General features: G+C 70.3%; 17 protein-coding genes. 7 read left to right on the top strand and 10 right to left on the bottom strand.

All coding sequences use genetic code 11. From position 1 onward, the window contains the following. Nucleotides 1–46 precede the first annotated feature (46 nt). The 4 genes from AB0K25_RS16570 (at nt 47) to AB0K25_RS16555 (ending at nt 6,102) form a co-directional block, all read left to right on the top strand. Nucleotides 47–1,000 carry an alpha/beta hydrolase gene (locus AB0K25_RS16570; RefSeq protein ID WP_255597643.1) on the top strand — a complete coding sequence of 318 codons (954 nt, stop codon included), beginning with the start codon at nt 47–49 and terminating at the stop codon, nt 998–1,000. A gap of 496 nt (nt 1,001–1,496) precedes the next feature. Further along, nucleotides 1,497–2,519 carry a 3-oxoacyl-ACP synthase III gene (locus tag AB0K25_RS16565; protein ID WP_363820949.1) on the top strand — a complete coding sequence of 341 codons (1,023 nt, stop codon included), beginning with the start codon at nt 1,497–1,499 and terminating at the stop codon, nt 2,517–2,519. Then, on the top strand, nt 2,516–5,098 hold the full coding sequence (locus tag AB0K25_RS16560) for an alpha/beta fold hydrolase (RefSeq protein ID WP_363820946.1): 2,583 nt from the start codon (nt 2,516–2,518) through the stop codon (nt 5,096–5,098). The genes AB0K25_RS16565 and AB0K25_RS16560 overlap by 4 nt, the downstream gene beginning before the upstream one ends. After that, complete coding sequence (locus AB0K25_RS16555) at nt 5,095–6,102, top strand: NAD-dependent epimerase/dehydratase family protein (RefSeq protein WP_357537453.1); 1,008 nt, start codon at nt 5,095–5,097, stop codon at nt 6,100–6,102. Before AB0K25_RS16560 ends, AB0K25_RS16555 begins: the two co-directional genes overlap by 4 nt. 67 nt (nt 6,103–6,169) lie before the next feature. Here AB0K25_RS16555 and AB0K25_RS16550 read toward each other — a convergent pair whose 3' ends face one another. Next, a complete protein-coding gene (locus AB0K25_RS16550) occupies nt 6,170–9,385 on the bottom strand; it encodes a BTAD domain-containing putative transcriptional regulator (RefSeq protein ID WP_363820943.1) in 3,216 nt (1,071 codons plus the stop codon). A gap of 190 nt (nt 9,386–9,575) precedes the next feature. Between AB0K25_RS16550 and AB0K25_RS16545 the strand changes: the two genes are divergently transcribed. Continuing rightward, complete coding sequence (locus tag AB0K25_RS16545; protein WP_363820940.1) at nt 9,576–10,505, top strand: hypothetical protein; 930 nt, start codon at nt 9,576–9,578, stop codon at nt 10,503–10,505. A 142-nt stretch (nt 10,506–10,647) separates the two neighbouring features. Here AB0K25_RS16545 and AB0K25_RS16540 read toward each other — a convergent pair whose 3' ends face one another. After that, nucleotides 10,648–11,343 (bottom strand): DUF2690 domain-containing protein, encoded by a 696-nt coding sequence (locus AB0K25_RS16540; RefSeq protein ID WP_363820937.1) that lies wholly within the window; start codon nt 11,341–11,343, stop codon nt 10,648–10,650. 342 nt (nt 11,344–11,685) lie between these two features. Here AB0K25_RS16540 and AB0K25_RS16535 point away from each other — a divergent pair, with 342 nt between their 5' ends. Both AB0K25_RS16535 and AB0K25_RS16530 read left to right on the top strand, forming a co-directional pair. After that, a complete protein-coding gene (locus tag AB0K25_RS16535; protein ID WP_363820934.1) occupies nt 11,686–12,201 on the top strand; it encodes a hypothetical protein in 516 nt (171 codons plus the stop codon). Between the two features lie 159 nt (nt 12,202–12,360). Then, nucleotides 12,361–12,666, top strand: coding sequence for a hypothetical protein (locus AB0K25_RS16530; protein WP_219463353.1), 306 nt, complete (start codon nt 12,361–12,363; stop codon nt 12,664–12,666). 109 nt (nt 12,667–12,775) lie between these two features. On the opposite strand, the gene AB0K25_RS16525 is transcribed toward AB0K25_RS16530, so the two are convergent. From AB0K25_RS16525 to AB0K25_RS16490, 8 genes are all read right to left on the bottom strand, one after another. Then, a complete protein-coding gene (locus AB0K25_RS16525; protein ID WP_363820931.1) occupies nt 12,776–13,507 on the bottom strand; it encodes a hypothetical protein in 732 nt (243 codons plus the stop codon). A 401-nt stretch (nt 13,508–13,908) separates the two neighbouring features. After that, on the bottom strand, nt 13,909–15,309 hold the full coding sequence (locus AB0K25_RS16520) for a GH1 family beta-glucosidase (RefSeq protein ID WP_363820928.1): 1,401 nt from the start codon (nt 15,307–15,309) through the stop codon (nt 13,909–13,911). Beyond that, entirely contained in the window at nt 15,306–17,546 is a 2,241-nt protein-coding gene (gene yicI, locus AB0K25_RS16515) for an alpha-xylosidase (protein WP_357537438.1), read from the bottom strand. The genes AB0K25_RS16520 and yicI overlap by 4 nt, the downstream gene beginning before the upstream one ends. Next, entirely contained in the window at nt 17,543–18,418 is an 876-nt protein-coding gene (locus tag AB0K25_RS16510; RefSeq protein WP_219463345.1) for a carbohydrate ABC transporter permease, read from the bottom strand. Before AB0K25_RS16510 ends, yicI begins: the two co-directional genes overlap by 4 nt. A gap of 1 nt (nt 18,419) precedes the next feature. Then, a complete protein-coding gene (locus AB0K25_RS16505) occupies nt 18,420–19,397 on the bottom strand; it encodes a sugar ABC transporter permease (protein ID WP_357537436.1) in 978 nt (325 codons plus the stop codon). A 67-nt stretch (nt 19,398–19,464) separates the two neighbouring features. Then, nucleotides 19,465–20,757: an extracellular solute-binding protein gene (locus AB0K25_RS16500; protein ID WP_363820923.1), complete on the bottom strand. Its 1,293-nt coding sequence runs from the start codon at nt 20,755–20,757 to the stop codon at nt 19,465–19,467. Between the two features lie 86 nt (nt 20,758–20,843). Beyond that, nucleotides 20,844–21,872 (bottom strand): LacI family DNA-binding transcriptional regulator, encoded by a 1,029-nt coding sequence (locus AB0K25_RS16495; protein ID WP_244252456.1) that lies wholly within the window; start codon nt 21,870–21,872, stop codon nt 20,844–20,846. 283 nt (nt 21,873–22,155) lie between these two features. Further along, on the bottom strand, nt 22,156–24,324 hold the full coding sequence (locus tag AB0K25_RS16490; RefSeq protein ID WP_363820916.1) for a UvrD-helicase domain-containing protein: 2,169 nt from the start codon (nt 24,322–24,324) through the stop codon (nt 22,156–22,158). Nucleotides 24,325–24,496: the final 172 nt, after the last annotated feature.

Below are 24,496 nucleotides of genomic sequence, written 5' to 3'. Positions count from 1 at the left end.
GGAAACCGGTCAGGAGGTGACCGGTTTCGGTCGGCATGATGCCGGCATGACAACCGATTTTCCCGAGCCCACCCGCATCGCGGTCAACGGTGTGGAACTCGAAGTCTTCGAAGCCGGCCGGCACAACGCAGGTAGTCCCATCGTGCTCTGTCACGGCTGGCCGGAGCACGCCTTCTCCTGGCGTCATCAGGTGCCGGCCCTGGCAGCGGCGGGCTACCACGTGATCGTCCCCAACCAACGGGGCTACGGCAACTCGTCCCGTCCCGCCGACGTGACGGACTACGACATCGCCCAGCTGTCCGGTGACCTCGTCGCCCTCCTCGATCACTACGGCTACGCCGACGCCACCTTCGTCGGCCACGACTGGGGCGCATTCGTCGTCTGGGGCCTGACCCTGCTGCACCCGCACCGGGTCAACGGCGTGGTGGCGCTGAGCGTGCCCTACCAGGAGCGCGGAGAGGTGCCGTGGATCGAGGCTATGGAGGCCGTGCTCGGCCCCGACTTCTACTTCGTGCACTTCAACCGGCAGCCGGGCGTCGCGGACGCCGTGTTCGAGGAGAACCCGTTCCGGTTCCTGCGGAACCTGTACCGGAAGAACGTGCCCCCCGCAGAGCCCCAGCCGGGCAACGCCCTGATCAACCTCGCCAGGGCGGAAACCCCGCCCGGTGAGCCCGTCATGAGCGACGACGAGCTGGCCGTCTTCGTCTCCGCCTTCGAGTCGGCAGGGTTCACGGGCGGAATCAACTGGTACCGGAACCTGGACCGCAACTGGCGGCTGCTGGCAGCTGCGGACCCGATCATCCGACAGCCCACCCTCATGATCTACGGCGACCGTGACCCGGTCGCCAGGGCGGAGAGGTTGACGGCATTCGTGCCGAACGTGGACGTGGTCGGTCTGGACTGCGGTCACTGGATCCAACAGGAGAAACCGCAGGAGACGACCGGGACGATCCTGGCGTGGCTGGACCAGCGGGCTGCCGCACCGGCGTACGCCCCGTAGGTGGGCATTGCCGCCGATCGAGCTGATGGTGATCACGCGACCTCCGCCGTGCAGGAGCGCGGGCGGGAGCGCCTGGGTGACGGCCCCGCCGGGCAAGTTCGCGGGCGGTTGCGGCACCCATACCGGTGTAATCGGCGATCAGCTGCTGATGCCCAAAATATCCCTTATGCGATACCCTGTCGTCAGGATTGCGACAGGGTGTCGCTAAATTGTCTCGGCAGGCTGTGACGTGAGGGCATGGATCCGCGCTGTGTCCGGGGTCTCGCTGACGACGGAGACGCCGTCCAGAGTCGACTTCGCGATTGGTCGGACGGTCCGCACGGCGACGTAGCGCAGCAGCCGTGGAATCACCTGCTCCGCCGGCAGACCGAACCGGTGTCCTGGATGCGTGTGGTCCGGTGGGTGACGTTCACCGCGATACCGATCGGCCGTTGGTGATTGGTGGAACCGGGCGGATAGCTTCGAGCTCTCAAGGTGGGCGACGGGCGGAGGATGGATGACGCGGGGCAACGCTGAGTATCGCTACACGAACACGGCGATAATGTCGGTGGCGGCTGTGGAAGCTCCGGTCGTCGTCACCTCTGATCAGTTCGACGAGCAGCTGAGCGAGACCTTCCGGCGGCTGAGGCTGCGCCCACGGATGCTTCAGCGGATCGCCGGCGTCCAGGAGCGGCGCTGGTGGTCGGAGGGTTTCGGGTTTGCCGACGCGGCGGCGACTGCCGGGGCGAAGGCGCTGTCGGAGGCGGGTGTCGACGCGCATGACGTCGGCCTGTTGATCAACACGTCCGTGTCTCGAGCGCATCTGGAGCCATCGACGGCGGTGGCGATCCACCACGCCCTGGACCTGCCGCCGTCGGCCTTGAACTTCGACATCGCCAATGCCTGCCTCGGGTTCGTCAACGGGATCCAGGTCGCTGCCAACATGATCGACGCCGGACAGATCCGGTACGCGCTGATCGTGGCGGGCGAGAGTGCCCGCGAGGCGCAACAGGCGACGATCGAGCGGTTACGCCGGTCCGACTCCACCCGCGACGACGTCCGGGAGCAGTTCGCCACGTTGACCCTCGGGTCAGGCGCCGCCGCGATGGTGCTGGCCGCCGCCGACGCCCACCAGGAGGGGCACCGCCTGGTCGGCGGGGTGAGTCGGGCGGCCACGCAACACCACACGCTGTGTGTCGGGGACAGCACGCGGATGCGTACCGACGCGAAGGGTCTGCTCGACGCGGGGGTGGACCTCGCGGCGGCGGCCTGGGCGCGCGCCGGGGCGTGGGACTGGCAGAACATGGACCTCTACGTCATGCACCAGGTCTCGGCGGCGCACACGCACGGCGTCGTCAGCCGGCTCGGCCTCGACCCTCGGAAGGTTCCCGAGACGTTCCCGTTGTGGGGAAACGTCGGCCCGGCGTCGCTGCCGCTGACCCTGGCTCACCACGCCGGATCGCTCAACTCAGGTGACCGGGTGCTGTGTATGGGGGTCGGCTCCGGCCTGAACACGTGTGCCCTGGAGATCGTGTGGTGAGCAATCGAGACACCGTGTCGCCGCTCGGGCTGTCGGGACTGGATAGTGCCTGGTCCCGGTGGGTCACCGCGGCAGACAGTCAGGGCGTGCAGCGCACCTGGCATGTGCTGGACACCGCTGCCGAGGACGCGGCCGGTCCGGTCCGACCCGTGGGGACCATCCTGTGCGTGCACGGCAATCCGACCTGGTCGTACCTGTGGCGACACCTGTTGGCCCGGTTCGGGCGGGTTGACGCACCGCCGTGGCGGGTGGTCGCCGTGGACCACCTGGACATGGGGTTCTCCGAGCGCACCGGCACCGTACGTGGGCTGGCGCAGCGGATCGACGACCTCACCACGGTCACCGACGCGCTGGGACTGACCGGGCCGGTGGTCACGGTCGGGCACGACTGGGGCGGGTCCATCTCGTTGGGTTGGGCACTGCGGCACCGTGATCAGCTACGTGGTGTCGTGTTGACCAACACCGCGGTGCACCAGCCGAGTGGGTCGCCGGCGCCCACGCTGATCCGCCTGGCCCGGCTGCCCGGCGTGTTGCCGGCGGTGACCGTGCGGACCCCGACGTTCCTGCAGGCCACCCTCGCCCTGGCGAACCCGTGGCTGCCGGAGCCGGTGCGAGAGGGCTACCTCGCTCCGTACCGTGGGGCGGACCGGCGGGCGGCGATCGGCGGCTTCGTCGCGGACATCCCGCTCGGATCAGACCATTCGAGCTGGCAGGCGCTGCAAGACGTCGCACAGGGTCTGCACACGCTGGCGGAGATCCCGACACTGCTGTTGTGGGGGCCGCGTGACCCGGTCTTCGGCGACGTGCATCTCCGGGACCTGCGGAACCGGCTGCCGCATGCGCGGTTGCACCGGTTCGAAGGCGCCGGTCACCTGCTCCCCGAGGATGCTGATGTCGCCGGTGCGGTGGCTCGGTGGCTGGTTGAACTGGACCGCCGGCCCGCCGACCCGACTCCGGCATCTGCACCGGCACCGGCGGTGCCATGGCGTCCGCTGTGGGCGGCGTTGGCAGAGCGCGCCGAGGACCGGTCGGTCGCCCTGGTGGAGCTGGCGAACAACGGCCGGCAGGTCAGCTGGTCCCTGTTGTGGCAGCGGATCCGGGAGATCGGGGCCGGGTTGTCGGCCTCCGGAGTGCGCCGCGGTGATCGGGTGGCACTACTCGTACCGCCCGGCGCCGACCTGACCGCCGCCGTCTACGCGTGTCTTCGCATCGGTGCGGTGATCGTGGTGGTCGATCCGGGTCTGGGACTGGCCGGCATGAGTCGGGCCCTGCGCAGCGCGGACCCCGCGCACCTGGTCGCCGTCGGCCGGGGCCTCGCCGTCGCGCGGGCCATGGGCTGGCCCGGACGGCGTATCGGAGCCGGGCCGGGCGCCGCCGCGTTGGGGGCGTTGACCCTGGGTGGGCTTGCCCGCCTCGGCGCCGACGTCCGGGAACTTCCGGCCCCCCCACAACCGGACGACGACGCGGCCGTGCTGTTCACCTCCGGTTCCACCGGGCCGGCGAAGGGTGTGGTCTACACCCATCGCCAACTCGCCGCGATGCGTGACGCGCTGTTCGATCTCGGGGTGAACACCGACGCCGGGATCGTGGCGGCTTTCGCGCCGTTCGCACTGTTCGGGCCGGCTCTCGGTGCCCCTTCGGCGATCCCGGACATGAGGGTCACCGCACCAGGGACGTTGACCGCCACCGCTCTCGCCGAGGCGACAGCCGCGGTCGACGGCTCGGCGGTGTTCGCGTCACCGGCCGCGCTACGCAACGTGGTCGACACCGGCGACGTGTTGGACGATCGTCACCGCGCCGCGTTGCAGGGGGTGACATTGCTGCTCAGCGCGGGCGCGCCGGTGCCCGCCGCACTGCTCACCCAGACGCGGGTGCTGATGCCCAAGGCGCAGCCGCACACCCCCTACGGAATGACCGAGGTTCTCCCGGTCACCGACGTCACCCTCGACGAGATCGTCGACGCCGGGCCGGGCGACGGTGTCTGCGTCGGCCGGCCGTTGCCCGGTGTCCAGGTGGCGATCGCGGCCCTGGACACGACCGGCACGCCTGCCGAGCAACCCGGTTGCGCCCCTGGGCGCACCGGCGAGATCCTGGTCAGGGCCGCGCATGTCAAGGACCGATACGACGGGCTCTGGCTGACCGAGCGGGACAGCTCCCGCAATCCCGGATGGCACCGCACGGGCGACGTAGGCTACCTGGATTCCGACGGCCGACTGTGGGTGCAGGGTCGGCTTGCCCACGTCCTGGTCACGTCCGACGGCGTGCTCACTCCGGTCGGGACCGAACAGCGAATCGAGTCGTTGCCGCAGATCGCGCGGGCCGCAGTGGTCGGTGTGGGACCGCCCGGGGTGGCAAAGGTCGTGGTCATCGCGGAAACCCTGCCCGGGAGCCGCCGTGCCCGAATGGCCAGCCGTGACCTGGCCGCCGCGGTACGCGCCGCAGCCGCGACACCGGTCGCGGCCGTGTTGGTGGTCCCGGCCCTGCCCACGGACATCCGCCACAACTCGAAGATCGACCGTACCCGGCTGCGGCACTGGGCGGAACGAGTGCTCGCCGGCGGGGGGTTGCGCCGCCCGTGAAGATCCTCGTCACCGGTGCCAGCGGCATGCTCGGCGGCGCCACCGCCGCGGCTGCGCGGATGCGCGGCGACCACGTCCGCGTCCTGCAGCGTCGGCCCACCGGCCTGGTCGGGGTCGACGAGCACCGCGGCGACATCACCGATCCGGAAGCGGTACGCGCGGCCACCGAAGGAGTCGACGCCGTGGTCCATCTGGCCGCGAAGGTGTCGATGACCGGGCCGTGGCAACACTTCGCGCACACCAACATCGGTGGTACGGCCACCCTGCTCGCCGCCGCCCGGGCAGCCGGCGTGACGCGATTCGTGCACGTGTCCTCGCCGTCGGTGGCCCACCACGGCACCGGCCTGGCCGGCGTCGGCGCCGGTGCCGCCGACCCGGACCGTGCCCGGGGCCACTACGCCCGGAGCAAGGCTTCGGCGGAGTTGCTCGCGCTGGCCGCCGACTCGCCCGACTTCGCCGTGGTGGCGATCCGCCCCCACCTGGTCTGGGGGCCGGGCGACACCCAGTTGGTGGGTCGGATCGTCGAGCGGGCCCGGGGCAACCGGCTGGCACTGGTCGGCCGGGGAACCGCCCTGATCGACACGACGTACGTCAGTAACGCCGCCGACGCCCTCGTCGCCGCGATCGACCGGGCCCCCGAGGTCGGCGTACACGGACAGGCCTTTGTCGTGACGAACGGTGAGCCGCGGACGGTGCACGAGCTCGTCGACCGGATCTGCGTCGCCGCCGGTACGGCGTCACCGAGGCTTCGGGTGCCGGTGGCCGTGGCAAAGGCCGGCGGCGCCGTGGTGGAGCGGCTGTGGTCGGCGCTTCGGCGCACCGAGGAACCGCCCATGACCCGGTTCCTGGCCGAGCAGTTGTCCACCGCCCACTGGTTCGACCAACGCCGAACCCGAGAGGCACTGGGCTGGTCACCGCAGGTGACGCTTGAGGAAGGCTTCGTTCGGCTGGCCATGGCGTACCGGAGCACGGTCCCCGCCCCCGCAGCCACTGGCGGGGACTGAGCGCGGCACCGCCGACCACGCCGGTGGCGACACCGCGCATGCCGGGACCGCTCCGCTCGTGGTGCCGTCACTTGTCGTAGTCATAGTCATGCTTGTTGTGCACTGGTGCCGGCCTGCTTCCTCGTGGTGGGGTCGCTGGCGCTTGACGGGTGGCCTGCGTGCGGTGCCCGGGCAGGGACTCCGACGCGAGAAGGGCGAGTAGCTTCTCGATTCGTTCGGTGCCCGGCTGGTGGCCGGTCAGGGTGTGCGACTGGGCCGCCAGCCCGGCGCTGCGCCGGGCGGCGACCACGTCACCGGCCGAGTACTCGGCTGCGGCGCGGGCGGCGAGCGCCCGGCCTTCGAGCAGCAGATAGCCGCACTGCCGCGTGATGGACAGCGCCGCATGGCACCAGGAGGGTGCCGCAGGCTCGTCGATTTCGGCGAGGCTGACGGTGATGTCGGCCTCGATGTACCGATCCGCGGTGGTGCGCGCAGTTCGCAGGGCATCCAACAGGGTGCCGGGTTTCCGCTCGACGACGCCCAGGATGTGGAGAGCGAGCGCTTCGACCCGGGGCTCGACCGGTGCGCGCGCCATGTCGAGTGCCTGCCGGGCGAGGCTGGCCGCGTGCGGATGGTCGCCACGGTCGCAGTGGACCCGAGCCAGCGCACACAGGGTGGTGGCACGGCCCCGGCTGCCCGTCTGCTCATGGAGTTCCAGCGCCTCGGTCAGTGTCCGTAGTGCATCGTCGGACCGGCCGAGAAGGTGGTAGACGACGCCCAGGTTGCTCAGGATGAGGGCCCGGCTGGAGGTCGCCCCACCCTGGTGTGCCAGGGTGAGCGCCGCGTGGTGATGGTCTGCGGCCTCGCGGAGCCGTCCGAGGTCGGCGCAGACCAGTCCGAGGTTGTTGTGGTTGACGGCGACGCCTGCGGTCCGGCCGTTGCGCCGGTTGAACTCCAGCGCCCGCTCCATGACCCGTAGGGCTTCACCCGGCTGGCCGGTCATCCGGAAGACCGGGCCCAGGTTGCCCAGCGCGGCCGCCTCGCCGTCGCGCCACCCTGAACGGTTCGCGGCGAGCAGCGCCAGCTGGTAGTCGTCGATGGCCTCGGGGAACCGTTCCAGCCGCCAGTGCAGGGCGGCGAGACTCAGCCGGGCCGCCGCCTCGGCCTGCTCGTGCCGGTCGGCCCGGGCCGCGGAAAGACCGATCCTCGCGACCTCGGACCATTGCGTGGTGTGCATCCCCAGCCACAGGTAGCCGCGTAGCGCGTCCGCCAGCGACCAGGCGAAGGTGTGCAGTTCCTGGTGCGCGGCATGGCGTGTCACGGCGACGAGGTTGTGCCGGTGCGCGTCGAGCCAGGCGAGAGCGTCGACATGGGCGGCGAATCGCATCGGTGGACCGGCGGGCGCGGGTAGCTGCGTGGGTACGCGCAACACCTGTGGATACAGCCGGTCGGCTGCGGCGTACACGCTGAAGAGGTACCAGGACAGCAGGTCGACGAGTCTGTCCCGGTTGTCCTCGACCGCCGCCAGCTCGGTCACGTACCGGCCGAGCAGGTCGTGGGTGCCGAAGTGGCCCGGCGTGCGCTCCTGCGCCAAGTGCGCGTCGGCGATCCGGGCGAGCATGTCCGCCGCCTCGCCGGTTTCGCACCGCAGCATCGCGGCGGCCGACTCCGCTGTCACGTCGCAGCCGGGCACCAGGCCGAACAGCCGGAAGAGCCGCTGGAGTCGCGGTGGCAGAGTCCGGTAGGAAACGGCGAACGCCGAACGCACCGCGACCTGCTCGTCGTCACGGACGGTCAGCACGGTCAGCGGATCGCCCGCGCGAAGCCGCGCCAGGTACCCGCTGACCATCTCGTGCGGGCGGGCGTGCAGGTCTGCTGCGGCGATGCGCAGGGCCAGCGGCAGGTGTGCGCAGTCACGGGCCAGTTCCGCGAGAGCGTCCCGCTGCTCGACGACCCGTTCCGCGCCGATGACGCGGGTCAACAGTTCGGTGGCCTCCTGCGGCGCGAGCACGTCCAACGACAGCCGCTGCGCGTCGTGCCGGGCGGCCAGCCCACCGAGGCGATCACGGCTGGTCACGATCACCAGGCAGCCGGCGCCGCCGGGCAACAGCGGCCGTACGTGCGCGGTGTCGCGGGCGTTGTCCAGCAGGATCAGCATCCGCCGGTCGGCGAGCACGCTGCGGTAGAGATCCGTCGCCTCGTCGACGTCGTCCGGCACCCGGGCGGGCGGCACGCCGAGCGCGCGAAGGCAGCGCGACACCGCGTCCAGCGGTGCTGTCGCCGCGCCGGGCGAGTAACCGCGCAGGTCCAGGAAGAGCTGCCCGTCGCCGAAGAGTGGCCGTACCTGGTGCGCCCACCGGACCGCCAGCGCCGTCTTGCCCACCCCGGCCGTCCCGATGATCGCGACGACCGCCAGGGCGCCGCTTTCCCGGGCCTGGTCCAGCATCGTGTCCATCGCGGCGAGGGCGTCGCCGCGACCGGTGAAGGTGGACAGGCCGGCGGGCAGTTGGGCGGGACGCGGAGCGGATCCGGGTTCCCGGACCGGTGGTGCGGGTCTGTTCGGCGGAAACTGTTGCCGCAGCACCCGTACGTGGGCCTCCGCGAGCAGCGCTCCCGGCTCGATGCCCAGCTCGTCGGCGAGGAGGCGGCGGATCCGCTCGAACACCCGCAGCGCCTCGGCCCGGTGTCCCGATCCGGCCAGTGCCGTCATCAGCCGCACGGCGAGGCCCTCGTGCCACGGGTTCCCGGTGACCAGCTCGCGCAACGGCGCCACCACGGCGGCGTGTCGACCGAGTGCGAACTCGGCGTCGAACAGGTCCTCGGACGCGGCAAGCCGCTTGTCGTGCAGGGCGGCGGCGGCGGCCGGCACGAAAGCGCCGGACGCACCGGCGAGTGCCGGGCCACGCCACAGCGCCAACGCCTGCCGCAACAGGATGGTGGCCCGCTCGTGCTCGCCGGAGTCGGCATACCGACGGGCAGCTTCGGTCAGCCCGGAGAAGACCACCACGTCCAGGTCATCGCCGGCCAACTCAAGGCGGTATCCGCCAGAATCGGAATATATCGTCTCGGGTATCCCGGCCGCACGGGTCAGTTGTCGCAACCGGGAGACACAGACCTGGACCTGTGCTCGTGCGCGGGTGGGGAGAGCTCCTCCCCACAGCGCCTCGGTCAGCTGCTCCGCCGACACCACCAGGTTGGCATTGAGCAACAGAAACGCCAGCACAGCGCGTTGTTGGGGGCGTCCCAGCGGCACTCGCCCGCCCCGCACCACGGCCTCGACCGGGCCGAGCAAGCGCCATGTCATCCAGCCCCCACATTGATGTATCGAACTTGATTCTATGTGTCGCCTTCAGGGCGGCTATCGGATGGCTAGCCGATGGCAAGCCGGGCCGCGCAGCCTGATGGAGCCGGGCGGACGGTCCGGAACATGGGGTAAAGGAGCTTCAATGAGACGAAGAATCCGCGCGGCTCTCCTCGCGGTGACGACACTCAGCATGGTCGTCGCGTCGGTCGGGGTCGCGCAGGCCGACGATTCGTCGCAGTCGTCGCAGTCGTCGCAGCCAGCGCAGCCGTCACTGCGCGACGCACGGGCCGCCGCAGCCGCGTCGGGCGGGCTGAGCCACGCCGCGAAGGGCGGGATCGGCATCGCCGCGACGTGGTTCACCGGCACCCTCGCCGCCGGCGGCACACAGGGCTGGACCTGGACCAACGCCCCGGCCGACGCCGCCTACGTGGTCGGCTACAACCCGGTCGGCGCGACCACCTCGGCCACGTGCCAGTTCGAGACGATCAACAGCCGGTACGTCCAACTGCCCAGTGGGGAGCGGCAGTACCAGTTCACCCTCAAGAACGTCGGCTCGATCGCCTGTGGTGCGACGGTGCAACTCACGGCGGTGACCAGTACGTTCCTCGGCTCGACCGGCGGCGTCAGCCCGGGTGGCACCCAGACGAGCCTGTGGAACGTCCCCTGGAACACCATCTGGGTGCCCGCTCTGAACCCGAGCGGCGCCACGGGTTCGGCGGCCTGTCAGTTCCAGGTGTCGCGCATCTGGACCGTGCAGCCGGGCAGCTCGCTGCGGCAGATCTGGGTGGAGGCCAAGAACGTAGGGAGCATCACCTGCCAGGCCGACATCCGGCTCGGCTCCACGACCATCGGCTCGCAGTTCTCCATGGCGACCGTGGGCCCCGGCAGCACCTGGTCCACGACGTGGAACAACGCCAATCCCGTCACCTCGGCCTACGTGGTCGGTCCGTCGCCCCAGGGCAGCTTCCCCACCTACTGCCAGTTCGAGGTCACGCGCCTGGTCTACATCCAGCGCATCAACAGTGACGGATCCTCTCAGCGTCAGCTCGCGATGTGGTTCAAGAACCTCAGCACACTGTCCTGCGGAGGGACCGCCTACCTGCAGACCATCGCTGCCTGATTCCGCACCCGTCCCCGCGGTCACCGCGCGACAACCACCGTTGTCGCGCGGTGGCCGCGCCCTTCTCGCCGCCACCCCTGGCCGGGACCCGGACATCAGATCATCACCGGGTGGACGAGCGGCGGTTCGGCGGCCGTCGACGTCAGACACAGATCGGTTCTGCGGCGGCGGAGCGGTCGTCACGAGTGACGACGGCTCCGATCGCGCAGAGCCGGTCGGTGGGGTCGGCGCGGACGATCAGGGTGGTGAAGGCCGACTTCACATCGGGTTCCACGGCTTCCTGGCGGGTATCCCCGTGCGGGTCGGACCTGCGGTAGATGGCGACCTCGACGTGGTTGCCCAGCGGGCTGTCGTCTGCTCGGGTGATTCGGGCCCACGCGGCCCGACACCTGACCGAGAACACGATCTCCAGCAGGAACTCCGGGTTCTTGTTCGTGCTCGTCGCGACCTTCGCGTCGTCCAGGCACGGCGTGTCCAGCGGGTTGTCACCGGTCGCTGCCGATGCGGGGGTCGGCTTCGTTGTCGGTGCGGTGACCGGCTCAGGCGTCGAGACACGGTGTACGACGAACCCGGTCACGACATTGGTGATCAGCAGTGTGACCGCGACCGCTGCCCACCATCGCCATCGAGGTTGTCCAGGTGGTCGACTGGTGAACTCCGCAGCGTTCTGCTCGCCGGGTGGCGTGACCAGCGCCGTACGACGAGCCACCCACCGTTCGATTTCCGCGTGGTCGACGCCGAGGGCGGTCAGGTAGCCGCGTACCGCCAACTCGGAGGGCAGCGCTTCGAGTTTCGCGACCTTGTGCAGGGTGCTCTTACTGACCCGTACACCGTTCATTCTGGCGCGGTGGACCATCGCGTCCCATGTCGGCGGCACCTCACGGTCGTCGCGCAGCCTGCGTAGGTCACCCACGAAACGGTCAACCGAGTCGCCCCGGTCCTGCCGATCCGACTCCTGCTTCACCACACCCCCGCCCGCGACGGATTCGCCACCGCCTGACCAGTGTGGCGTAATCGCGATCCATTCCTCCATCTCCCTGGTGGATGGACGACTGAACGGGTGCAGTTCGGGGTGTCCGGGACGTACCGCCGGCGGCAGTTCGCTCGCATGGTGGCGTCGCCTCGGACATCCCACGATCCGCCGCTGCGGCGCGGATCATATTCGGTGAGGAGAAGCCCGATGAGTACAACGTCCACGGTGCAACGACCCCGTCGATTCGGCAGAGCCCTGCTTGCGGCTGTCACCGCGATCCTGGCCGCCGGCACGATCATTCTCACGGGCGCGGCTGCGGCGCAGGCGACGGACTCCGGTGGTGACGGCAGCCCCACCGGTTGCTCGCAGACCAGCACTGTCGCCACCGTGCCCATCCACGGTTCGCGGGGCGCCCTCGCGGGCAAGGCGATCGGGGAACTTCAGCTGCGTTGGTCGTGGTCCTGCCACGGAAACTGGTCGCGGGTCGTCCTGTACGGCGGAATGTACTCGAACCCGGTGACCGTGGAACAGGTCGTCGAATCGGAGGGCCGCAGGGCGAGCGCGTACGACCCTAATCTGCTGACGGGCGCCGGTGGAACAAGTGCTTGGTCACCTTATATTCGGCTGGCGAACTCGCAGAGCACGGCGTGCGTGCAGGCGTGGCTGTCATCGGACTTCGGCACGCTCAATTACCACACCAACGGTGCGCGCTTGTGCGTCTGACGTCGTGAGCCTTCGACCCGGCGTCCGTCACTGCGCATGCGGGTGGCACGCCGGGTCGAAGGCTGTCGGATGGGCCGGTCGATCTGATCCACCTCCGACGTGCCGTCCGGTTCGCGCCGGATGCGCGCGCCGGGCCGGTCGACCCACGATGATGGTTGCGTGAAGGAGATCTACTCCGACGACGGCGATCCGGCGGCGGACCCCGGGGCCGTGCCCGGTCTGCGCCCCGTGACCGACGGGGCGACCGACGCCACGTCCCGCACGCTCGAGGTCGACGGGGAGACCTTCGTTCTCCGCTCGAACGGGCTCGGCGGCACCGACTACGCCTGGCTCAGCGGGCCGAACCCTGGCTACGGCTTCGGTGTGGGCCCGACGGCGGACCTGTCGGCTGACGAGCACACCAAGAACATCCGTGACTTCCTGGACACCGTCGACCCGAGCACCGGATACCTGGCAGACGACTGAGCAGCGGGACGGTCGACGTTCCAGCTCGCGGCGCGGGCCGGCGATGTCCTAGGATGCTTAACGCGGGGTGGCGAGCCTCGCTGCGCTCAGGGTGTCGCCACCCCGCCCGTCACGTGGGGCCGCTGCCGGCCGGCGCCGGGTGCGGTGGCAGGCCCAGGTTCCGCACCCGGAAGACTGTGGCATTGAGCCACATCAGCGGCTGGATCAGCAGGTCGACGCCGATCAGAAAGCAGAGCGTCCCCACCCCGGCCGGTCCGCCCATCAGCCACCCGGTTGCGAGCAGGGTCAGTTCGAGCGCGCCCTTGGCCAGCCAGAACGGCCACCGCCAGCGCTGCACCATGGCGATCGCGAGAAGGTCCATCGCCCGGATGCCGAACCCGCTCATGATGATCAGCGCCGAACCGTACGCACAGGATGCGGTGCCGGCGGCGAGCAACGTCGCCGCGGGTGCCGGGGCGAGGCGAACCGGGTCGAGGATCAGTAGCCCGTCGATGGCGCTGCCGCAGAGGAAGAACGTCAGCATGGGGGAGAGCACCGGTCGGCGACGGGTCCACACGGCGACGATGGACACGCAGGTGACCGCGACGGCGGCCTGGGCGATACCGATCGTCCCGGGGACGTGGCGCAGCAGGCCGAGCGCGAACGTGTCGAGCGGATCCGTGCCGAGGTGCGAGACGATGAAGAAGTACGCGCCCAGCGAAAAGAAGAAGCAGCCGATGAGATAGGGGAAGGCTTTGTCGACGGCAGGGCGAACAGGGGCGGCAGGCATCCAGGTCTCCGATTGTCGGGGGCCGTCTGCCTGATGGGGCGGTTCGTGACGTCGGGAGCAGGCGTCCGGCACGTCGGGAGTGCGCGCATCCAGGTGGCGGTGGCCCCTGCCGGAGCCGGCACGCAGCTGTCGCGCGCTGATCGGTCGAGCATGGTCGCGATGGGCGATAACGTCGGAGCGTGTTCGCGTGGTCCGAATTCTGCCGCACGGGTCAGCTTGATCGCCATCAATGTCTTAGTCGTATTCGACCGCGCGGGACGCCGGATGGGCCCGTGTTCGGCCGACCCTGGCGCTCACCCCTGGTGACCAGCGGTGGTCACCAGTGGTGAGAGATGCATCACACAGGGTTCGTGGTCACCGTGACCTCGGCACCGTCGCACGGTGAACGGCCGGCGCGGCGACCCCCTGACGCCGCGCCGGCCGGGTGCGGGCCCGACGGTGCCCGACCGACCGTTGGTCGGCCCGCCCGCGACCTACCCGTCCAGGTGTCCGGTGGTGGCCAGCCGGTGGTACCAGTGGGCGCTGTCCTTCCAGAGGCGTTCCTGGGTGTCGTAGTCGACGCGGATGATGCCGAAGCGGCGGTCGTAGCCGTAGCCCCACTCGAAGTTGTCCAGCAGCGACCAGACGAAGTAACCCCGCACGTCCACGCCCTGCGCGCGGGCGTCGGCCACCGCGCCGATGTGCCGGCGCAGGTAGTCGATGCGCCGGTCGTCGTGGACCCGCCCGTCCGCCGCGACCACGTCGTCGAACGCCGCGCCGTTCTCGGTGATCATCAACGGTTGACCCGGGTAGTCGTGCCGCAGCCGCAGCAGCAGCTCGGTGAAGGCCGGCGGGTCGATGTTCCACCCCATCGCCGTGTACGGGCCGGGCTGCGGCAGGAAGTCGACGTCCTCGGCACCCACCCACGGCGAGTGGGTCGACGCGCCGTGCCCGTCGGCATCGGAGCGGGCCGAGTGTCCGTCCCAGGCGCGCACCAGGGTGCTGGAGTAGTAGTTGACCCCGAGCACGTCCAACGGCACCGCGATCAGCTTCTCGTCACCGGAGCGCACGAACGACCAGTCGGTGACGGCGGCGGTGTCGGCCAGCAGGTCGGCCGGGTACGCCCCGTCCAGCATCGGGCCGAGGAACGCCCGGTTCGCCAACGCGTCGATCCGCCGGACCGCGTCGCGGTCGGCATCCGACCCGGACGCGCCCCGCACGACGTGCAGGTTGAGCGTCACCGACAGCTCGGCGCTCGGCACCAGCTCCCGCACCACCCGCCCGGCCAGGCCGTGCGCGAGGTTGAGGTGGTGCACCGCCGCCAGCGCCGCCGCCGGTTCGGTGCGACCGGGCGCGTGCACGCCGGAGCCGTACCCCAGGTAGGCCGAGCACCACGGTTCGTTGAGCGTGGTCCAGGTGTGCACCCGGTCGCCGAGCGCGCCGACGATCGCCGAGGCGTACTCCTCGAAGCGCAGCGCCGTGTCCCGCGCCGGCCACCCGCCGGCGTCCTCCAGCTCCTGCGGCAGGTCCCAGTGGTACATGGTGGCGACCGGCCGGATGCCGCGCTCCAACAGGCCGTCAACCAGCCGCGCGTAGAAGTCCAGGCCGGCGGGGTTGAACCGGCCGGAACCGCCCGGCTGCACCCGGGGCCAGGAGATCGAGAAACGGTACGCGGACAACCCCAGCCCGGCGATGTGGTCGAGGTCCTGCGGCCACCGGTGGTAGTGGTCGGCGGCCACGTCGCCGGTGTCGCCGTTCAACGTACGCCCGGGGGTGTGGCTGTAGGTGTCCCAGATGGACCGCCCCCGGCCGTCCTCGGTGGCCGCGCCCTCGATCTGGTACGCCGCCGTGGCCGACCCCCAGACGAAGCTCTCCGGGAAGTTGCGTGCCGTCATCGTCCCGCCCTCTCCGCGCCGACCACCACGCAGTGGTAGGCCGACGATTCGCCCGCCACCAGCTCGGCGGTGGCCACCCCGTCACGGAAACCCACCTCGAACTGCGCACCCGGGCCCCCGTCGGGCGACGGGATGCGCACCCGGTGCCGCTGCCCCTCGGCCGGCGCGTAGAGCCGCAGCTGCACCCCGTCGGCCCAGTCGTAGTCGGGCCGGTCGCAGCGCGCCCCGAACCCGATGACCGCGCCGGGGCGGGCGAGCACCGGCAGACTGTCGTACTCGTGTTTCTCGGTCACCCACGCCGGGCCGGTGAGCTGCGCGCCGGTGACCAGGTGGGTCCAGGTGCCGGCGGGTACGTAGAAGGTGACCTGCCCGTCGGCGCTGAGCACCGGTGCGACCAGCACGTCCGGGCCGAGCATGTACTGCCGGTCGAGGTGCGCCACGGCCGGATCGTCCGGGAACTCCACGATCATCGGGCGCATCATCGGGATGCCGTCGCGGTGCGCCTCCTCGGCCGTCGCCGCCAGGTACGGCATGAGGCCGAGCTTGAGCCGCGTGAAGTGGCGCAGCACCTCCACGGCCTCCTCGTCGTACGCCCACGGCACCCGGTACGAGCCGGAGCCGTGCAACCGCGAGTGCGACGACAGCAGGCCGAACGCGATCCACCGCTTGAACACCGCCGGGTCGGGGGTGCCCTCGAAGCCGCCGATGTCGTGACTCCAGTAGCCGAAGCCGGACGACGCCAGGGACAGCCCGCCGCGCAGCGACTCGGCCATCGCGACGAACGTCGACTCGCAGTCGCCGCCCCAGTGCACCGGGAACTGCTGGCCGCCGGTGGTGGCGGAGCGGGCGAACACCACCGCCTCACCCTCGCCGCGTTCGGTCTCCAGCAGCTCGAAGACCGCCCGGTTGTAGAGGTAGGAGTAGTAGTTGTGCATGCGCTGCGGGTCCGACCCGTCGTGCCACACCACGTCGGTCGGGATGCGCTCGCCGAAGTCGGTCTTGAAGCAGTCGACGCCCATGTCCAGCAGCGACTTGAGCTTGCCGGTGAACCAGGCCACCGCGTCGGGGTTGGTGAAGTCGACGAGCGCCATGCCGGCCTGCCACTTGTCCCACTGCCACACCGACCCGTCCGGGTTGCGTACCAGGTAACCGGCCTCGCGGCCCTCCTCGAACAGGTACGACCGCTGCGCGATGTACGGGTTGATCCACACACAGACCTTCAGGCCCCGCTCGTGCAGCCGGCGCAGCATCCCCTCCGGGTCGGGGAAGGTCGCCGGGTCCCACACGAAGTCGACCCAGTGGAACTGGCGCATCCAGAAGCAGTCGAAATGGAACACCGACAGCGGCAGGTCCCGTTCGGCCATCCCGTCGACGAACTCGGTCACCGTCTTCTCGTCGTACGACGTGGTGAACGAGGTGGACAGCCACAGCCCGTACGACCAGGCGGGCACCCGGGCGGGTCGGCCGGTCAGCGCCGTGTAGCGGCGCAGCACGTCCTTCGGGGTGGGCCCGTCGATGACGTGGTAGGTGAGCGACTGGCCTTCGACGCTGAACTGGGTCTGCGCGACGACTTCCGAACCGACCTCGAACGACACGTGCTCCGGGTGGTCCACGAACACCCCGTAGCCGGCGCTGCTGAGATAGAACGGCACGTTCTTGTACGCCTGCTCGCTGGCGGTGCCGCCGTCGGCGTTCCAGATGTCGACCGTCTGACCGTTCTTCACGAACGGGCCGAACCGTTCGCCCAACCCGTACACCGTCTCGCCGACGCCGAGCGCGAGGCGTTCGTGCACGTACCGGCGGCCCTCGCTGTCGGTGGCGATGCCGACGCTGCGTGCGGTGGACGCGGTGACCAGCCGGTCGCCGTGCCGGAACTCGACCCGCCAGCCGTCGACCAGCGCGACCCGGACGGTCAGCTCTCCGGTGGTCAGCGACGCGCTGAGTCCGGTGATGTCGACGGTGACCGGGTGGGTGTGGTCGGTGCTGACCCCGAAGTGGGGTTCGCGGGGCAGCCCGCCGCTGTGGTGGCCGATGGTGACCCCGACGACGCCGGGCGCGGGGGAGAAGAAGCGGACGGTGACGACGGGCCGGTTCAGTGTGTCGCCCCGGCCGTTGATCTGCCCGGACGGGGCGAAGACGGTGAAGCCGCGCTCGTCCGGCTCGACCGATTCGACCGTGCCGGGGCGCAGCACGCTGACCCCCGGACGCAGTTGCCAGTACCCGTCGGTGAACTTCACTTCTCGGCTCCTGCCGTGATGCCGCGCGCGAGGGTGCGCTGGAAGATGAGGAAGAACAGGATGGCCGGCACCAGGCTGATCAGCGCACCGGCGTTGGTCGTCGGGGCGTCCATCAGCCGGTCGCCCTGCAACGATGCGAGGGCGACCGGGATGGTCTGGGTCTGGTTGTCGATCAACATGACCAGCGGGATGAGGAACTCGTTCCAGGTCCAGATGAAGAAGAAGATGAGCAGGACGGCGAGGGTGGGCCGCAGGTTGGGAAAGACCACCCGCCACAGCACCGTCCACTTCCCGGCGCCGTCGAGCGCCGCGGCCTCCAGCAGCGCCCGGGGGAACGTGCCCAGCACCGAGGCGAGCAGGTACGTGCCGAACGCGCTCTGGATGACGGTGAAGATGATGATCACCGACAGTCGGGTGTTGTAGAGGCCGATCTCCTTGGCGACGTAGTACAGCGGATAGATCAACGCCTCCTGCGGCAGCATGTTGGCCAGCAGGAACAGCCCGACGATCCACAGCCGGCCGCGGACCCGGCCGATGCCCAGGGCGTACGCGTTGAGCAGCGACACGACGACGCCGAACACCGCCACCGAACCGGCGATGAGCGTCGAGTTCCACAGCTTGAGCGGGAAGTTCACCGCGGACCAGTACGTCCGCAGGCCCTGGGTGTAGAACTCCGTCGGCCAGCTCAACGGGCCGCCCGACGAGTAGTCGCCGGGCGACTTGAACGCGTTGAGCAGCATGAACGCGAACGGCACCAGCATGACCAGCGCGCCGACGGTGACGCCGGCGAGCACCACCCAGCGGCTGAGGCCCCGGTGGTGCCGGTCGCGCACCTTCGGGCGGAGGGGGACCTTGGTGATCGTCACGGTCATCTCAGATCCCCCGGTCCCGGCGTTCGCTGCGGGCCTGCACCCCGATGAAGACCACGGCCACCACCACGATTATCACGGTGAGCACGGTGGAGATCGCCGAGCCGTATCCGACCTGGAGCTTCTTGAAGAACGTGTAGTAGGCGAAGTACGACGGCACGTTGGTGGCGTTCTCCGGGCCGCCCCGGGTCAGCGCGTAGATCGGCCCGAACACCTTCAGAGCGGCGATGGTGCAGGTCAGGGCGACCACGAAGGTCTCCGGCCGGATCTGCGCCAGGGTGATCGCCCGGAACCGGTGCAGCCAGTTCGCCCCGTCGACCTCGGCCGCCTCGTACAGCTCCGGGTCGACCCGCTGCAACGCCGCCATGAACACGACCACCGGGTAGCCGATCTGCACCCAGATCATCACCGCCATCACCGCCGGCAGCGCGGTGTCCGGGTCGCCCAACCAGTCGTGGCGCAGCGCCCCGAGACCGATCGCGTCGAGCGTGCTGTTGAACGCGCCGTCGGGGCGCAGGATCCAGCCCCAGACGATGCCGGCGACCACCACGGGCAGCACCTGCGGCAGATAGAACGCGGCCCGCAACGCCGCCGCCGTCCGGGGCCGGAACCGCCGCCCGACGACGTCGAAGAGCACCGAGGCGAGCAGCAGCCCGACCAGGGTCGGCACCACCACCATCGCGACGATCATCGCCACGGTGTTGCGGAACGACGCCCAGAACACCTCGTCGTGCAGCAACCGCTGGTAGTTGTCCAGCCCGACGAAGGTGGGGTCGCCGACGCCTGACCACCGGGTCAGCGACAGGTAGCCGGTACCGACCAGTGGCACGCCGATGACCAGGATGAACAGCACCGCTCCGGGGAGCAGGTAGAGCCAGTACGCCGCGTCTCGGCCACGCGGTCGACGGCGGGACGCAGGCGTGGGGGTGGGGGTGGGGGTCGCCGCCGGTGGTGTGCCGGCGACGGTGTCGGGGACTGCCATGCAGGATCCTTCCCGGCGGGGCGGGCGGGCGTGCCGGTCGTACCGGGCACGCCCGCCGCTCGCCGTGTCACTTGCCGGTGATCTCCTTGACGCCGTCGGCGTACGGCTTGGCGATCGTGTCGAGCACCTGGTCGGGGGACTTGGATCCGTTGATCAGCGCCTGGAACCCGCCGACCAGCACGTCGTAGTAGCCGGGCACCGGCCAGTCCGGGTAGAAGGCCAGGCCGTCCTGCTTGCTGACCGTGTTGAAGTCCTCGATCAGCTTGCGGTCCTTCGGGTCGGTGATCTTCGCGGGGTCACCGGCCACCGGGATGCCGCCGTTGTTGCCGATCAGGTCCTGTACCTCAGGGCGCAGGGTGATGTCGATGAAGTCGTACGCCAGGCTCTTGGCCTTGCTGTTGGTCGGGACGACCCAGATGTTGCCGGACGAGCCGGCGTTGAGGGTGTTGCCCGGGAACAGGAAGGTGTCCCAGTTGGCCTTCATCTCGGCCTTGAACCGGCCGTACCACCAGCTGCCCGAGACGATCATCGGGGTCTTGCCCGCGATGAAGGCGGTGCCCATGTCCTCGGCCTTGAGGCTCGACGAGTCCTTGGCGACGTAGCCCTTGCGCACCCAGTCGGCGAAGGTGTCCGCACCGTACTTCAGCGGGTCGGCGCGGAAGTCGACCGGGTTCTTGTAGAGCTGGTAGTTGTCGACGAACTGCCGGTCGGCCTTTGCCAGGGCCAACTGGTAGAACAGCTGCCCGGCCGGGTATTCCGCGCCGGCCATGCCCAGCGGGGTGATGCCCTTACCGACGAAGGTGTCCATCGCGGCGGTCAGCTCCGCCATGGTGGTGGGCACCGTGACGCCGTTACGGTCGAACAGGTCCTTGTTGTAGTAGACCGTGACGTACTCGCCGTAGTTCGGCACGCCGAACCAGTTGCCCGAGCCCATCACGCCCTTGTCGCTGTACCGCGCGGTGGTCTGGAGGCTGGGGCTGAGCTTGCCGGCCCAACCGCGCTTCTCGGCCTCGCCGCTGAGGTCGGTGAGCAGTCCCTGCGACGACAGCAGGCCGGCCGTCGCGTTGCCCTTGTTGTACTCCATGATGTCCGGACCCTCGGACGAGTTGATGATCATGCCGGCGTTCTGCTGGATCTGCTCGAACGCCTTGCGCTCGAAGCGCACCTCGACGCCCGGGTGTTCGGTCTTGAAGATCTCGATGGCCTTGTCCCAGCCGACCCCCATCGCGCTGTTCTCGCCCTCGTAGTGCCAGAGCTTGAGGGTCTTGGCCCCGCTGTCGTCGCCCCCGCAGGCGGCCACGGTGGTCGTCGCGGTCGCCGCCAGGGCGATCGCGGCGACGATCCGGCGGAATCGCTGCATTGCTATCCTCCTCGTTGAGTATCGAGCCCGGTACTTCACTGGGTCCGTCGTCGCGTTGCCGCGCGGCGACGGGCCGTTTTACCTGGTCAACCCCCATCGGGGTGACGGCTTCGTGGTGCTGCGGTCGATCCCCGGATCTCCAGCGCGCACGGCAGCAACTGCTGGTGGCGCTCGTCACCGGCCCCGTCCAGGTGGCGCACCAGGGCCTCGACCGCGATCCGGCCCAGCGCCGAGCCGGGTGACGTCATCGCGGTCAGCGCCGGGGTGGCCAGCTCGGCGACCTGCGGCGAGGTGACCATCGAGACGACCGACACGTCGTCGGGCACGGCCAGCCCCCGCCCGGTCAGCTCGCCGAGGATGCCGAAGACCGCCGTCTCGTTCATCGCCAGCACGGCCGTCAGGCCCGGCGTCCGTGTGATGGCGGCGGCCAACGCGGCCCGGCCGCCGGCGGCGCTGTCCTGCGCCGGGATCATGACCGGTTCCAGGCCGTGGCCGGTCATCGCCGTGACGAAGGCGTCCCGGGTCCGCAGCGCCGGCCCGTAACCGCTGGCCAGGGTCTCGGCCGAGTGGTTGACGTAGACGATCTGCCGGTGCCCCAGCCCGACCAGGTACGCCACCGCCTCCCGTACGGTCTGCTCGAAGTCGATGTCGACGTAGGAGAGCCCGGCGGTGTCCCCGGTGCGCCCGATCAGCACCAGCGGCACCCCGGCCTGCTGGAGCGCGCCGACCCGCTCGTCGGCGAGCTGCACCTCCATCAGCACGACGCCGTCGAACATCCGCTGGCTGGCCAGCCGACGCAGCCCGTCGAGGTCGCCGCCCCCGCCGACGGGTGACAGCACCAGGTGGTAGCCGACGGCGCTGGCCGCCGCGGCGGCCCCGGTGACGAACGCCGTCTCGGTCGCCCCGAGGCCGCGCTCGTCCATCGGCAGCAGCAGGCCCAGGATCCGGCTGCGGCGACTGGCCAGCCCCCGGGCCATGGCGTTGGGCTGGTAGTCGAGCTGGGCCATGGCGGCGAGCACCTTGGCCCGGGTGCCCTGGGAGATCGGCCGGGCTCCGGTGAGCACGTAGGAGACGGTGCTGACCGAGACCTGCGCCAGGCGGGCGACGTCCTGCATGGTGGCCACCGCGCACCTCCTCCGGGCAGGCAGGGAACCGTGTTCGCCGGCTCGTCGAAGCGGTTCGACGAAGCGGTTCGACAGACGCTAGACCCGGTGTTACGGCGACGTCAATAGCCGATGTCGGAAGCGGTCAGCTCGGCACTTCCCGCCTGTGTCGCCCGCCCGGTGGTCGACCGCGTCCTCCCGCGTCGACGCCGGGTGGCCTGGGACGGCGCCCTGGCCACCCGGCGCCGGCGGTGACCGGACGCCGGCGCAGCGGCGGCACACCCGCGGAGTTCCGCTACCCGAGAACCAGCTGCCCCAGTTCCTGGGTGCATCGGGTGAGCGCGACGTAGAGGGCGTTCCAGCCGCGCGGCCCGGCGGCGATGCCCTGGGGATCGACGAGGAGCGCCGCATCCCATTCCAGACCCTTGGACTGCACCGCGGTGAGCACCGGGACGTCAGCCAGTACGGCGTGGAGTTCGGCGATGCGGTCGGCGGGGGCGATGACGCCCACCGTGCCGCCGTGCCACCGCTGCTGCAACTGTCGCACCGCCCGGGCGGCGGTGTCGGCAAGCTCCGCAGGGGCGACCGTGCGGACCCAGGGGTCGATGCCGCAGGAACGCACCGCCCGGGGCGGGGAGTTGTGGCTACCGGCCCGCCTCAGGACGGGCCCGGTGAGGTCCATGACCTCGCGCGGGGTGCGGTAACAGATGGTCAGCTCCGCAGCGGTCCACCGCTGTCCGAAAGCCGCCTGCACCGCCTGTGCCCAGGTGGTGTGCCGGTGCGCCGCCTCCGTCTGATCGATGTCGCCGACCGCCGTGACGGAACGGCTGGGACAACGCCGCAGCACCATCTGCCACTGCATCTCGGACAGCTCCTGCGCCTCGTCGATGACGACGTGGCCGTACACCCAGCCGCGCTGCCGGCGAGCGTGGTCGGCGACGAACTCGCCCTGCGGCGGCGGGGCTTCGATCTCGCCCAGCAGGTCGGCGACCGCGTCGAGCAGGGGGATGTCGCTCGAAGCCCACGGCGCGGGCTCCGTCGCGACGGCGGTGATCTCCGCCGCGGACAACTGGGGGGCGAAGCGGGCGAGCAGGGCGCGGTCGGTCACCAGACCCCTCAACAGGTCTTCGGTGTCGAGGGTGGGCCACCATGCCTCGACGAACCGGGCGATGCTCGCGTTCTCCGCGATACGACCACGGAGGGCGTCGATCTCTTCCTCGGAGAGCAGCCCGTCGACGTCACTGCCGGTGGGCCCACCGGCGGACCGGTGGTCGTGCTGCATGCTCCGGTCGACGCGGGCGAGGATGTCCTCGAAGCCCTCGTCCATCGCGTTCACCAGCGCCTCGCGTTGATCGACGACGGCTTCGGTCAGGAGGTGGTGCAGCTGCTCGGCGCACGCCTCGCGGGCCCGGTGATAGGGGCGTCCCCGCACCGAGGCGAGCATCTGGGCGACCGTCCCGGCGGGGATGGCGTAGAACTCGCCCTCCCAGCGCAGCGTCAACTCGCGGGGGCGCGGGAACAGCGAGCCGACGTAGTTCTCGAGCGCGGCCTGCCAGAGGGCACGGCCCTTGATCTCGGCGAGGGTCCGGCTCTCGTCGCGGCCCACGCGGATGTCGGGCAGCAGGGTGTCGCAGGTCGCCGAGACGACGGCGGTCTCACCGAGGGCGGGCAGCACCTGGGCGATGTACTGGAGGAACCGCGGCGAGGGACCGAGGACCAGGACCGCCTGGTCGGCCATTGCCGAGTGGGCGAACAGCAGGTAGGCGACGCGGTGCAGGGCCACCACGGTCTTGCCGGTGCCGGGACCGCCCTGCACGATCAGCGGGCCGGTCGCCTCCGCCCGGATGATGTCGTCCTGTTCGCGTTGCAGCGTGGAGATCGCCGCCGACATGTGACCGGTGCGCCGCTGGTCCAGGGCGGCCAGCAGCGCCCCCTCACCGACGAGTTCCGCTGTCATGGTCCCGTCCAGCGGCTCGTCGTCCACCCCGACGACCACCGGTCCCGTCGTGCGGATGTGCCGCCGTCGTGCCTGCCCCTGCGGGTCGACAGCGGTCGCGGTGTAGAACGGCCGGGCCGCGGGAGCGCGCCAGTCCAGCAGCAGCGGCTCACCGTCCTCGTCGTCGTTGCGCAGGCCGACCCGGCCGACGTGCCGCACGGTGCCGTCAAGACCGTCGAGGCGGCCGAAGACCAACCGTTCCTGCGCTCGCCGCAACTGCTCGTACTGCTGGCGGAGCATGCGCAGCCGCGCCCGTTCCAACACGTCCAGGGCAGCTGAGGAAAGCTCGGCCTGTAGGTGGTCGACAAGACCGTCGCGCCGCGCCACGGCCGAGTCGAGGAACTCCTGCTCCTCGGCGACTGCGGCTCGGCGCGCGGCCTCCGCTGCGGGGGAGGTTGGTGCTCCACTGCGGGTAATTGCCGTGGTGACGTCAGCGATGCCATTGCCCAGAGCAGATTTCCGACGCATTCGCAGATCCTCGGACTGGTTCTTCTCCTGCCACCCGACCGGCCGCAGGTATTTCGGCGACAAGCATAGGGTCGCGGTCTCGTCGGCGTGCCGTGAAATCGGCGGCGGAGACAAGCGTCTCAATACCTCACAGTTTCTTGCCGATTGTGGCCTCATCCCATCTGGACGGGTC

Source organism: Micromonospora sp. NPDC049257, from assembly GCF_040678915.1.
Classification (GTDB): Bacteria; Actinomycetota; Actinomycetes; order Mycobacteriales; family Micromonosporaceae; genus Micromonospora; species Micromonospora antibiotica.
This window is presented reverse-complemented; position numbering and strand designations above follow the sequence as displayed.